This is a genomic window from Azospirillum sp. Marseille-Q6669, assembly GCF_965111635.1.
In genome coordinates this window covers 623255-635902 of record NZ_CBCOOP010000006.1, presented here as the reverse complement: position 1 = coordinate 635902, position 12648 = coordinate 623255, and the positions used below count along the sequence as shown (strand labels likewise).

Genomic DNA, 12648 nt, shown 5'->3' with positions numbered 1-12648 from the left:
CGCAGGGGAGGGAGTTTATCGCAAAGCGGCGGCAGTTCCCTCCCCTGCGTTAGCGGGGAGGGTTAGGGTGGGGGCAGGCGCCACACCCGACGCCCCCCGACAAAAATCGCTACCCAACCCCCGTCCGTTTGCGGATTCGCAAAGGCGGCGCCGCGTCGTCTCCCTAGCCTGCGGGAATGGCCCGCCCCCTGCCCCGCCCCTGCCCATTTGTCCGCGGGCCGAACCACGGACGAGCATGATGAGCGTTTCCACCACCGAACCGCAAACCGCCTCCCGCACCGCTGAATCCGCGCGCAAGAGCAACCTCTACGCCAAGCACGACAAGATCTACCCGAAGTCGGTCGCCGGCACCTTCCGCCGGCTGAAATGGCTGACGCTGATCCTTCTGCTCGGCCTCTACTACGTCACCCCCTGGATTCGCTGGGACCGCGGCCCCAACGCGCCGGATCAGGCGGTGCTGGTGGATATGCCGGGCCGCCGCCTGTACTTCTTCTTCATCGAGCTGTGGCCGCAGCAGGTCTATTACCTGACCGGCGCGCTGATCCTGGGGGCCATCGGCCTGTTCCTGGCGACCGCGCTCGCCGGCCGCGTCTGGTGCGGCTACGCCTGTCCGCAGACGGTGTGGAGCGACCTGTTCCTGTGGGTGGAGCGCCGGATCGAGGGCGACCGCGGCGACCGCATCCGCCTCGACCACGCCCCCTGGTCGCCGGCCAAGCTGGGCAAGAAGGCGGCCAAGCACGCCGCGTGGCTGCTGATCGCTTTGCTGACCGGCGGGGCCTGGGTCTTCTACTTCAACGATGCCCCGACGCTGGCGCTGGAGATGCTGCGGTTCGAGGCGTCCTCGTCCGTGCTGCTGTTCATCGGGCTGTTCACCGCGACCACCTTTCTGCTGGCCGGTCACGCGCGCGAGCAGGTGTGCATCTACATGTGCCCCTGGCCGCGCTTCCAAGCGGCGATGCAGGACGAGGACAGCCTGACGGTCACCTATGAGGACTGGCGCGGCGAGGGCCGCGGCCACCTGAAGCGCTCGCAAAGCTGGGAGGAGCGCAGGGCGGCGGGGCTGGGCGACTGCATCGATTGCGGGGCCTGCGTCCATGTCTGCCCGACCGGGGTGGACATCCGCAACGGCCCGCAGCTTGCCTGCATCGGCTGCGGCCTGTGCGTGGACGCCTGCAACGACGTGATGGCGAGGATCGGGCGGCCCGGCGATCTGGTCCGCTTCGATTCCCTGAACGCCCAGATCGCCCGGGCCAACGGCGCCAAGCCGACGTTCAAGCCGATCCGCCCGCGCACCATCATCTACACGCTGCTGCTGACCGTCGTCGGCGGGATGATGGCCGCCGGGCTGGTGCTGAAGCCGAAGGTGGACGTGAACATCCTGCGCGACCGCGCGCCGCTGTTCGTCACCCTGTCCAACGGCGACATCCAGAACGCCTACACGGTCAAGGTGCTGAACATGACGCGGGAGGCCCAGACCTACCGCCTGTCCTTCAGCGGGCTTCCCGGCGCCGCCCTGACGGTGGCCGGCGGCGCGGGCGAGGCGGCGGAGGGCTCCGTCCTGATCCAGGCCGATCCCGACAGCGTGGCGACCCACCGCGTGCTGGTCCGCGTGCCGAAGGAGGCGCTGCGCCAGCCCTCGACCCCCACGGCCTTCGTCGTCACCCGCCAGCCGGACGGGCTGACCGTCCAGCACGAGACCGTCTTCCTCGGTCCCTGATTCCGCCTGACTTCAACACAAGGAGGTTGCGCCATGAACTTCGACACCACCACCTACATCGCCCTGGTCGGCGCCGTCAGCGTGTTCGTCGTGACCATCGGCGTCTTCGCCTTCCTGCTGACCCGCAAGGGCAAGTGAGGGCTGCGTTCCGTCGGGGGTGAGGTTGCCTGCCGTGCCGAACCTGTTGCATAACGGCGTTCGGCGGGCGACCCGCCCCGGGAACGGCGTCGTGAAGGGTCCATCGATGGAAGTGCTGCGATTCGCGCCGGAGGATTTTTCCGACGAACTCCTCTCGCTCGAAGTCGCCAAGCTCCTCAAGGACGAGACGCCCCCGGCCGAACCGCTCACCTTCCACGCCTACTGGGACGGCGCGCTGAACGAGAAGCACCTCATTTCGATCAAAAGCTGTTACCTGTTCAACGTCCGTGGCCGTGCGAACAAAATCATCCTGTGGACGCAGAACGGCGTCGAGAACGGGTATCGGGACGAAATCAGCAAATACGCCGAAATCCGTGACTTTTCCGAACGTGACGAATGCCGCGGGACCTTTCTTGAAGGCTATGATTTCGGACGGTCGATCGACGCGTCCTTCTATTCCGACATCGTCCGGTACATTCTTCTCTACAAACACGGCGGCGTGTGGTTCGACCTCGATTGCCTGTTCCTGCGGAGCGTCACGCCGCTCCTGAACCAGTTTCCCGGCAAGATCCTGGCCTACCGCTGGGAGCGGCAGAGCTATCCCAACGGCGCGCTTTACATCTCGCCCACCCCACGGTCGGAGGCGATGAAGAGCAACATCGCGTTCATTCGTGAGCGGGGCCGCGGCTGGGGTTTCCAGCAGGCCGGACTGGTCTACGACACGCCGTTGGACATCCTCGTGCTGCCGTGCCCCTGGTTCGACGCCGGGTGGATCGACAACCCGGTGCTGCACTTCAACGAATTCATGAAGACGTCACCGGTCGCGTTCGACCTCGACAGCTTCTTCCCCGGCGCCTTCTGCTTTCACTGGCACAACAAGTGGTTCGACGCCATCGAGCCGTCGAGCCCGATGGATCGGCTCGCCCGCGACATCGACCTCCGGCTGTCCATGAGGCGCTGAGCGCCGCCGCGATCATCGCCGTCCGCCCTTGTTGAAGCCCCGACGCCGGACAGAACAGGACGGAGCGGGGACCCATCATGACCACCACGCTGAAAGGAAGCGCCGACCGGCTGGAGGCGGGCGGCTGGGCGGCCAGCAGCAACGTCTGGAATCCGGGAGGCTACCGCAACGGCAAGGATTTCACGCAGTCAATCGCCATCAACGAGGCGACCTCTCCGAACGGAACGGTGATCAGCTGGAGCTGGCCCTACGACAGCCGGCGCGCCCTGACCTACGAGAATTACCCGGTGCGCGCCTATCCGGAGCTGACCCACGGCGTCAACCCGTGGAACGGCGCGCCGTCCACCAGCGCGGTCCTGCCGGCGCGGATCGCCGACCTGCCGAATTTCGACGTGACCTACAAGGTCGGCCTGACCGGTGCCACGAACCTCTACAACGTCGCGGTCAGCCTGTGGATCGGCGACGACCCGGCCAAGGGGATCGCGGGCGTGACCGACGAGGTGATGGTGTGGCTGCACAGCGGCTACTTCACCCCCGCCGGGGAGCCGGTCGCCACGCTGACCGACGCTCAGGGGGACGCCACGCTGTGGAACAAGCCGCTGTTCAGCGGCGGGGTGGACGGCAACCCGATCGACTGGGAATACACGGTCCTGCAATACGGCGACGACCGGTTGGCCGGGACGCTGGACCTGGACGGGTTGCTGGATGGGCTTCAGACCCGCGGGATCGTCAGCGAAACCGACTGGATCCTGGGTTTCCAGTTCGGCGCGGAGGTGGCGGCGGGCACAGGGTCGATGACGGTGGAGCAACTGGCCGTGGATTTCACGGCTCCCCCCGCTCCGGCGATGGTTGCGACACCGCCGGAGTCGGTGATCGTGGTGCCGCCGTCGGTGTAGGGGTGAGCGGCCGTACCGGCCCCCCACCCCCATGTTCCGACCGATCAGCCGGCCAGCGACTTGCCGGCGGCGCCCAGATCGGCGAAGGCCTCGTCGAGACGACGGACCATGCCCTGCTCGCCCAGGCGCAGCCACTTGCGCGGGTCGTACAGCTTCTTCAGCGGCTTGCCAGACTGCGGGTCGATCTGATGGCGGAAGGCCGCCTCGTTCTCCAGCACGAAGCCGCCGATGGACTCGGCGAAGGCGAACTGGGTGTCGGTGTCGATGTTCATCTTGAACACGCCGAAGCCGACCGCCTGGGCGATCTTTTCCTTCTCCGACCCCGAACCGCCGTGGAACACCAGGGCCAGCGGCTTGGCGCCGCCGCCGTGACGCTCCGCCACCAGGGCCTGCGAGGCGCCGAGGATCTCCGGGCGCAGCTTCACGTTGCCCGGCGCGTAGACGCCGTGCACGTTGCCGAAGGAGGCCGCGACCGAGAAGTGGCCGATGGGCGACAGCTCCTCATAAGCGCGCAGCACGTCTTCCGGCTGGGTGTAGAGGTGGGCGTTGTTGGCGGCGTCCAGGTCCTCCGACCCGATGCCGTCCTCCTCGCCGCCGGTCACGCCCAGCTCGATCTCCAGGCTCATGCCCAGCGGGGCGAGGCGCTTGAGGACGCGGGCGCATTCCGACAGGTTGAAGTCCAGCGACTCCTCCGACAGGTCGAGCATGTGCGAGCTGAACAGCGGACGGCCGGTGCGGCGGAAATGCTCCTCGCCATGGCCGATCATGCCCTCGACCCAGGGGATCAGGCCCTTGTTGGCGTGGTCGGTGTGCAGGACGACGCAGACGCCGTACTGCTCGGCCAGCAGATGGACGTGCTGGGCCGCCGACACGGCGCCGAGGATGCGCGCCTGGAGCGCGTCCTTCATGCCCTCGCCGGCGTAGAAGCGGGCGCCGCCGTTGGAGAGCTGCACGATCACGTCGGAGCGGTTCTTCGCCGCCGCCTCGAGGACGGCGTTGATGCCGTTGGTGCCGACCACGTTGACCGCCGGCAGAGCATAACCACCGTCCTGGCAGGCGGCGATCAGCGCACGGTAGTCCTCTCCGGTCACGACGCCGGGCTTCAGTCGGGTCGGGGCAGACATGGGTGAATTCCTCCCTCGGAAAAATACTGCCTTGAAACTCTGGTTCGAACTTCGGTTCAAACGTCGGTTCGATCGTTCGGTCAAGCCCCATATGGGCATGGGACCGGCGAACGCCACGCGCTCTTTTTGCCACTTCCCGCGCCGGAACGCTGCAAAAGACTTGCCGCGAAAGTCACCCCGGACCTGTGACGAAAAGACCCGCGGCATCCCGCAGGACAGCAACAGCAAGGAGACCGGGACCATGGACGCTCACTGTGTCTGGGAGGCGGGAGCGCAGCTCGGCGAGGGGCCGGTCTGGTCGCCGTCGCGCAACGCCCTGTTCGCCGTGGACATCCGCGGGTCGCGCCTGCTGCGCTACAGCCCCGCCGACGGTCGGGGCCGCGACTGGCCGCTGGAGGAGGCCGCCTGCTGGCTGGTCGAGCGGGCGGACGGCGCCGGCTTCGTCGCCGGGCTTCGCTCGCGCCGGCTGGTCGGCCTGACGCTCGACGGCGACCGGCTCTCGGTGGGACCCGAGATGCTCCGGCTGGAGGAGGACACTCCCGGCAACCGGCTGAACGACGCCATGGCCGACACGGCGGGCCGGCTGTGGGTGGGCAGCATGGACGACGCGGAACAGGAGGCCTCCGGCGCGCTCTACCGCGTCGGGCCGGACGGTTCCGTGGCGCGGGTGGACGAGGGCTATAGGGTCAGCAACGGCCCCGCCCTGGCCCCGGACGGGCGGACGCTCTACCACACCGACAGTCCGTCCCGGACCATCTACGCTTTCACCCTGGCCGCGGACGGCGCCCTTTCCGACAAGCGCGTCCACCTCCGCTTCGGCGAGGAGGACGGCTATCCCGACGGCATGACCTGCGACGCCGAGGGCCATCTCTGGGTCGCCCACTGGAGCGGCGGGCGGGTCAGCCGCTTCCGGCCGGACGGGACGCTGGACCGGGTGGTGCGGCTGCCGGTGTCCAACGTCACCTCCTGCGCCTTCGGCGGGCCGGGGCTGGATCGGCTGTTCATCACCACCGCCGCCCAGGACGCGCCGGCCGGGGAACCGCTCGCCGGTGGGCTGTTCGCCTGTACCCCCGGCGTCGCCGGGCTGCCGGCGGGTCGGTTCGGCGCGCCCTGAACACGCCGCGGGTCCCAGCCTCAAGCCTTGCCAGTGGATTTGATATACTAGTATAAATGCAACGCTGAACAGCAGCCGTCACCGCATGGCGGAAGGATCGCGCGCCGCCGTGGCGGGTCCCGCCGCCAAGTGATAGATCTGTGCGGACACCGCAGCGCAACCGGCGCAACCGGGGCGGCGGCGTCCGCAACCCTGCCGAAGCCGTTCTCCCACAAGGGGAAAAGGGCTTTAGCAGGTGCAGCAAACTGCTTTACAGTTGCACGCCGATCCTTTCGACGGTTCCACCTTCGCACAGCCGGAGCGACCCACGATGACCACCGACGCCGCCCTCCGCCCCGACGCTCCGGCCAACACCATCGACACCGGCACCGACACCGGCATCGACGACAAGGATTTCCCGCTGCGCGAGGACATCCGCCTGCTCGGCCGCCTGCTCGGCGACACGGTGCGCGAGCAGGAGGGTGACGGCGTCTACGGCGTCATCGAGAGCGTGCGCCAGGCCTCGGTCCGCTTCAACCGCGACGACGATGACTCCGCCCGCCGCGAGATGGCCGAAATCCTGAACGGCCTGCCGCGCGACACGATGATGTCGGTGGTGCGCGCCTTCTCCTACTTCCTGCACCTCGCCAACATCGCCGAGGACCAGCACCACATCCGCCGCACCCGCGACCATGCCATCGCCGGCTCGCCGGCGCGTGAAGGCACCCTGCCCTACGCGCTGGAGCGGCTGGAGGCCGCTGGCGTCGGGCCGGACCGGCTGGCCGGCGTGCTGGACATCGCCCAAGTCAGCCCGGTGCTGACCGCCCACCCGACCGAGGTCCAGCGCAAGAGCATCCTGGCGCTGGAGCACAAGGTGGCGTCCCTGCTGGACACCCGCGACCGCTCCCGCCTGACCCCGGAGGAGGCGGAGGCCAACATGGACGCGCTTCAGGAGGCCATCCTGACCCTGTGGCGCACCCGCATGCTGCGCCCGCAGCGCCTCGCCGTGATCGACGAGGTGAAGAACGGCATCTCCTACTACACCGACACCTTCTTCTCCGAGCTGCCGAAGCTGTTCTGCCGCTTCGAGGATCTGCTGGCCAAGCGCTTCCCCGAGCGGGAGTGGTCGTTGCCGCCCTATTTCCGCATCGGTTCCTGGATCGGCGGCGACCGCGACGGCAACCCCTTCGTCACGGCGCCGATCCTGCGCGAGGCGATGCGCCTGCAATCGACCGCCGCGCTCGACCACTACCTGACCGAGATTCACGAGCTGGGCGGCGAGCTGCCGCTGTCCGAGCTGCTGCTCGGCACCTCGCCGGAGCTGGAGGAACTGGCCAAGCGCTCGCCCGACCATTCGCCGCACCGCGCCGACGAGCCGTTCCGCCGCGCCCTGACCGGCATCTACGCCCGTCTGGCGGCGACCTCGCGCACGCTCGACCAGCATGAGGCGCTGCGCAACGCGGTCGGCAAGGGCGATCCCTACGCCACCAGCGCCGAGCTGCTGGCCGACCTTGAGGTGCTGGCGACCTCGCTGAAGGCCCACGGGGCGGGCCGTCTGGCCGCCGGGCGGCTGCGCCGCCTGATCATCGCGGTGAAGACCTTCGGCTTCCATCTGGCGCCCATCGATCTGCGCCAGAACTCCGACGTGCACCAGCGCACGGTGGCGGAGCTGCTGGCCGTCGCCGGGCGCTGCGCCGATTACGCCGCCCTGTCGGAGGACGAGCGCATCGCCCTGCTGGCCGAGGAAATCCAGAGCCCGCGGCCGCTGCATTCGCCCTACCACGCCTATTCGGAGGAGACGGCGGGCGAGCTGGCGATTTTCTTCGCCGCCCGCCAGCTGCGCGAAACCTACGGACCCGCCGCCCTGCCGAACAGCATCATTTCCAAGACGGACGGCGCGTCCGACCTGCTGGAGGTGGCGCTTCTTCTCAAGGAATCCGGCCTGCTGCGCCCCGGCGCGGAAGGCGCCCCGGCGCTCGGCCTCAACATCGTCCCGCTGTTCGAGACCATCGAGGATCTCCGGCAGGCCCCGGCAACGATGGAGCGGCTGTTCACCCTGCCCGCCTACCGCGCCCTGGTCACCTCGCGCGGGGACGAGCAGGAGGTGATGCTCGGTTATTCGGACAGCAACAAGGACGGCGGTTTCCTGACCTCCGGCTGGGAGCTGTACAAGGCGGAGATCGAGCTGGCGAAGCTGTTCGACCGGCACGGCGTGCGCATGCGGCTGTTCCACGGCCGCGGCGGCTCGGTCGGCCGCGGCGGCGGCCCCAGCTATCAGGCCATCCTGGCCCAGCCGACCGGCGCGGTGTCCGGCCAGATCCGCATCACCGAGCAGGGCGAGGTCATCGCCTCGAAGTACGGGCGGCCCGAGGTCGGGCAGCGCAACCTGGAGGTCCTGACCGCGGCGACGCTGGAGGCCACCCTGCTCGACCTGGAGAACCGGGTCGAGCCGGCGGAGTCCTTCTACGCGGCGATGGAGCGGCTGTCGGAGTTGGCCTTCGGCGCCTACCGCGGGCTGGTCTACGAGACGCCGGGCTTCACCCAGTATTTCCGAACGGCCACGCCGATCTCGGAAATCGCCACGCTGAACATCGGCAGCCGTCCGGCCTCGCGCACCAAGTCGGACCGCATCGAGGACCTGCGCGCCATTCCCTGGGTCTTCTCCTGGGCGCAGTGCCGCCTGATGCTGCCGGGCTGGTACGGCTTCGGCAGCGCCGTGGAGGCCTGGCTGAAGGAGGAGCCGGACGGGCTCGCCCTGCTCCAGCGCATGAACCGCGCTTGGCCCTTCTTCAAGTCGCTGCTGTCCAACATGGACATGGTGCTGGCCAAGAGCGACCTCGCCATCGCCTCGCGCTACGCGGAGCTGGTGGAGGACGTCGAGCTGCGCGAGCGCATCTTCGGCCGCATCCGCGAGGAGTGGCAGCGCACCCGCCGCCATCTGCTGGCCATCGCCGGCCATGACGAGCTGCTGGGCGAGAACCCGCTGCTCGCCCGGTCGATCCGCAACCGCTTCCCCTACATGGACCCGCTGAACCACGTCCAGGTCGAGCTTCTGCGGCGTCACCGCGCCGGCAGCAGCGACGAGCGGGTGCGGCGCGGCATCCTGATGTCGATCAACGGCGTCGCCGCCGGCCTGCGCAACAGCGGCTGACCTCTACGGTTGCCGCTTCCGTCCCGTCGCTCCGGCGGGACGGAAGTGGGGCGGCGAAACCGTGGGCCGGCATCGAAAATGGATTGCCACCCCTGATTTCCTGCTTGCTTTCATATTAATATATTAGTATGCTTTCTCTTGTGTTCAAGCGTTGTGGGCCGCCGTTGCGGCGGCCGGTGCGACGTCCTGGACGTTTCCTCCCTAGACTCGAAGGCCATCGGGGCCCGCCCCGGTGGCCTTTTTTCTGCGCACGCTTTGGCTGTGAAGCCTGTTGTCCAGGGCGCTGCACCCCGCTATGAACGAGAGGGCTGGCGCGGCCGGTGAAACTTCACGACGCGCATATTGACAATCCATACAATGCCGGGCCTAATGTCTGGAAGGGAGCGCCCCGCCTCCCTGCAAGGATCGCCATGCCGCCGCTTCCCACCCCCCAAACCGCCGCGCACCCCAACGACTGGGCGCCCTCCCTGGAAGACCGCAGCCGCCCCGTCTACATCGCCATCGCGGACGCCATCGCGGCGGACATCGGGGCGGGGCGGCTGAGGCCCGGCGACCGGCTGCCGCCGCAGCGGATCCTGGCCGACCGGCTGGGCATCGACTTCACCACCGTCAGCCGCGCCTATGGGGAGGCGCGCCACCGCGGGCTGGTCGACGCGCGCGTTGGACAAGGCACCTTCGTGCGCAAGACGGGCCATGTTCCCCCGCCCTTCGCCGCGGAGCCGCATACCGCCGTTGCGACGGTGCCGCTGGCCGTCAGCATGGCGATGAACCAGCCACCACAGCCGGAGGATTCCACCGCCCTGACCGCCCGCATGAACCGCGGGGTCGCCGCGGCCACCGCGGCTCTGGGATTGCCGGACCTGCTGCGCTACCCGGACGGGGCCGACAGCCCGGACGACCGCGAGGCGGCGGTGCATTGGCTGCGCCATCGCCTGCCCGGCCTGACGGCGGAGCGGGTGCTGGTGGCACCCGGCACGCAGGCCGCCCTGCTCGCGCTGCTGTCCGCCCTGGCCCGCCCCGGCGACACGGTCTGCGCGGAGGCGCTGACCTATCCCGGCTTCCGCGCCGCCGCGGCCCAACTCGGGCTGCGGGTGGTCGGCGTCCCCATGGACGCGGACGGCATCGACCCTGATGCTCTGCGCGCCACCCTGGCCGAGCACCGGCCCAAGGCGCTCTACTGCATTCCCACCTTCCACAACCCGACCACCGCGACCATGCCGGAGGAGCGGCGGCGGGCGGTCGCGGCAGCGGTGCGCGACCATGGCGTTCCAATCATCGAGGACGACATCTACGGCCCGCTGCCGGAAACGGCGCCGCCGCCGCTGGCCGCTTTCGCGCCGGAGCTGACCTACCACGTCGCCGGGCTTGCCAAATGCGTGTCCCCGGCGCTGCGCATCGCCTATGTGGCGGCGCCCGACGCCCGGCAGGCCCGCCGGGTGGCGGTGGCGCAGCGGGCGACCACGCTGATCGCCGCCCCGCTGTCCGCCGCCATCGCCCGGTTGTGGATCGCCGATGGCACCGCAGAGGCCGTGCGCGATGCCATCCGGGCGGAGGCCATGGCCCGCCGGGCGCTCGCCGAGTCGCTTCTGCCGGCGGAACGGATCGTCACCAAGCGGGAGGCCTTCCATCTCTGGCTCACCCTGCCGGACGGCTGGACCGGCGGGGAGTTCACCGCCCACCTGCGCAGCCGGGGCATCTCGGCGGTGGCCGCGGAGGCTTTCGCCACCACACCGGACGTGCCTGCGGCCCTGCGCTTCTGCCTGGGAGCCCCGCTCGACCGCGACGAGACCCGCCGCGCGCTGGAGATCCTGGCCGACGCCCTGGTCCTGCCCCCCGCCACCGCGGGTGTCATCATCTGAAGGCCATCAAAGCCTGCTTCAGAGTGTCGCATTGCTGGGATCGCCTCCCGAAAAATCAGGATTTTCCATACACAGCCCTCATTGAATGCAGTCAATCACGCTTGCGGAATCGGCGATTGAAGGCATACAGTCGGCGCCATGCCGCAGGCCACCGCTCGGGTGGTGCGGATGTTTGCGCAGAGGCACGCCATGCAGAATCTCGCCCGCTCGTCCAGCCTTCCCCCGCCGCCCTCCGCTCCGGCCCCGTCCACCCCGGCTTCCTCAGCTCCGGCTCCGTTCTACGCTTCGCACCAGAAGATCTACCCGAAGGCGGCGCGTGGCCGGTTCCGCCGCATCAAGTCGGCGCTGATGGTGGGCCTGCTGGCACTGTTCATGCTGCTGCCCTGGCTGCGCTGGGACCGCGGCGCCGGCCTGCCCAACCAGGCGATCCTGTTCGATCTGGACAGCCAGCGCTTCTACCTGTTCGCGCTCGAACTCTGGCCGCAGCACATCTACTACCTGACGGGCGCGATGATCCTGGCGGCGGTCGGCCTGTTCCTGGCGACCGCGCTCGCCGGCCGCGTCTGGTGCGGCTACACCTGCCCGCAGACGGTATGGACCGACCTCTACGTGAAGGTGGAGGAGTGGATCGAGGGCGACCGCGGCGCCCGCATCCGGCTGGACAACGGTCCGCGCAACGCCGGCTGGCTGGCCAAGAAGGCGGCCAAGCACGCGGTCTGGCTGCTGATCGCCCTGGTGACCGGGGCCTCGGCCCTCTTCTACTTCGTGGACGCGCCGGGCTACGTCGCGGACCTGCTGCGCTTCCAGCCCGGGCCGGTGGCGACCGGCTGGATCCTGTTCATGTCCGCCTGCACCTACGCCATGGCCGGCTTCATGCGGGAGCAGATGTGCGTCTATGTCTGCCCCTGGCCGCGCATCCAGGCCGCCCTGCTGGACGATGAGAGCCTCACCGTCACCTATCAGGACTGGCGCGGCGACGGCCGCGCGCCGCTGCGCAAGGAGCAGAGCTGGACGGAACGTTCCGCCGAAGGGCTCGGCGACTGCATTGACTGCAAGGCCTGCGTCCAGGTCTGCCCGACCGGCATCGACATCCGCGACGGCCTGCAGATGGATTGCATCAGCTGCGGCCTGTGCATCGACGCCTGCGACGACGTGATGGGCCGTATCGGGCGCCCCGGCGGGCTGATCCGCTACGACACCCAATCCGCTCAGGAGGCCAAGGCCGTGGCCCGCAAGCCGGAGCCCTACCGGCTGGTTCGCCCGCGCACCATCATCTATTCGCTGGTGATGCTGGTGGTCGGCGGGATGATGACGCTCGGCGTGCTGCTGGAGCCGACGGTGGACGTTTCCGTCCTTCGTGACCGGGCGCCGCTCTACGTCACCCTGTCCGACGGCGCGATCCAGAACAGCTACACGGTCAAGATCTCCAACATGACCCGCGCCCCGCAGGGCTACCGGCTAACGGTCTCCGGCCCCCGCGGCGCCAAGGTGACGGCGGTTGGTAGCGAGGCAGTTGGTGGCGGGGCTGCCGATGGCGCGGCGCCGGTGCTGGGCGCCGAACCCGACACGGTGCAGACCCACCGCGTCCATGTCCGCGCCCCGGCGGGAGCCGCGGTGGCCGGCTCCATGCCGCTGACCCTCACCCTGACCCGCCTCTCGGACGGGGTGGTCCATCAGGCCGAGACGGTGTTCCTCGCCCCCTGATGCGG

Annotated in this window: 8 protein-coding genes; 7 read left to right on the top strand and 1 reads right to left on the bottom strand. The window is 69.0% G+C overall.

Annotated elements, in window-relative coordinates; all coding sequences use genetic code 11:
* Window positions 1-238: 238 nt before the first annotated feature.
* The 3 genes from ccoG (ACWPXE_RS31490) (at window position 239) to ACWPXE_RS31480 (ending at window position 3712) form a co-directional block, all read left to right on the top strand.
* Complete coding sequence (ccoG, locus tag ACWPXE_RS31490) at window positions 239-1717, top strand: cytochrome c oxidase accessory protein CcoG (RefSeq protein ID WP_454020972.1); 1479 nt, start codon at window positions 239-241, stop codon at window positions 1715-1717.
* Window positions 1718-1961: 244 nt separating this feature from the next.
* Entirely contained in the window at window positions 1962-2816 is an 855-nt protein-coding gene (locus tag ACWPXE_RS31485; protein ID WP_454020971.1) for a glycosyltransferase, read from the top strand.
* Window positions 2817-2893: 77 nt separating this feature from the next.
* A complete protein-coding gene (locus ACWPXE_RS31480) occupies window positions 2894-3712 on the top strand; it encodes a GH12 family glycosyl hydrolase domain-containing protein (RefSeq protein ID WP_454020970.1) in 819 nt (272 codons plus the stop codon).
* A gap of 44 nt (window positions 3713-3756) precedes the next feature.
* Here the strand turns inward: ACWPXE_RS31480 and fbaA are convergent, their stop codons facing one another.
* A complete protein-coding gene (gene fbaA / locus ACWPXE_RS31475) occupies window positions 3757-4836 on the bottom strand; it encodes a class II fructose-bisphosphate aldolase (RefSeq protein ID WP_040138070.1) in 1080 nt (359 codons plus the stop codon).
* Window positions 4837-5077: 241 nt separating this feature from the next.
* On the opposite strand from fbaA, the gene ACWPXE_RS31470 reads away from it, so the two are divergent.
* The 4 genes from ACWPXE_RS31470 to ccoG (ACWPXE_RS31455) all read left to right on the top strand — a co-directional run bounded on the left by ACWPXE_RS31470 (window position 5078) and on the right by ccoG (ACWPXE_RS31455) (window position 12643).
* Window positions 5078-5950 (top strand): SMP-30/gluconolactonase/LRE family protein, encoded by an 873-nt coding sequence (locus ACWPXE_RS31470; RefSeq protein WP_454020969.1) that lies wholly within the window; start codon window positions 5078-5080, stop codon window positions 5948-5950.
* A 310-nt stretch (window positions 5951-6260) separates the two neighbouring features.
* Entirely contained in the window at window positions 6261-9080 is a 2820-nt protein-coding gene (gene ppc / locus ACWPXE_RS31465) for a phosphoenolpyruvate carboxylase (RefSeq protein ID WP_454020968.1), read from the top strand.
* Window positions 9081-9490: 410 nt separating this feature from the next.
* Complete coding sequence (locus ACWPXE_RS31460; RefSeq protein WP_454020967.1) at window positions 9491-10939, top strand: aminotransferase-like domain-containing protein; 1449 nt, start codon at window positions 9491-9493, stop codon at window positions 10937-10939.
* A gap of 189 nt (window positions 10940-11128) precedes the next feature.
* On the top strand, window positions 11129-12643 hold the full coding sequence (ccoG, locus tag ACWPXE_RS31455; RefSeq protein WP_454020966.1) for a cytochrome c oxidase accessory protein CcoG: 1515 nt from the start codon (window positions 11129-11131) through the stop codon (window positions 12641-12643).
* The last annotated feature ends 5 nt before the right edge of the window (window positions 12644-12648 follow it).

Coding starts and splice junctions, on each gene's coding strand:
- ACWPXE_RS31470 (WP_454020969.1), top strand. CDS start 5,078: ATGGACGCTCACTGTGTCTGGGAGGCGGGAGCGCAGCTCGGCGAGGGG.
- ppc (WP_454020968.1), top strand. CDS start 6,261: ATGACCACCGACGCCGCCCTCCGCCCCGACGCTCCGGCCAACACCATC.
- ACWPXE_RS31485 (WP_454020971.1), top strand. CDS start 1,962: ATGGAAGTGCTGCGATTCGCGCCGGAGGATTTTTCCGACGAACTCCTC.
- ACWPXE_RS31460 (WP_454020967.1), top strand. CDS start 9,491: ATGCCGCCGCTTCCCACCCCCCAAACCGCCGCGCACCCCAACGACTGG.
- ccoG (WP_454020972.1), top strand. CDS start 239: ATGAGCGTTTCCACCACCGAACCGCAAACCGCCTCCCGCACCGCTGAA.
- ccoG (WP_454020966.1), top strand. CDS start 11,129: ATGCAGAATCTCGCCCGCTCGTCCAGCCTTCCCCCGCCGCCCTCCGCT.
- ACWPXE_RS31480 (WP_454020970.1), top strand. CDS start 2,894: ATGACCACCACGCTGAAAGGAAGCGCCGACCGGCTGGAGGCGGGCGGC.
- fbaA (WP_040138070.1), bottom strand. CDS start 4,836: ATGTCTGCCCCGACCCGACTGAAGCCCGGCGTCGTGACCGGAGAGGAC.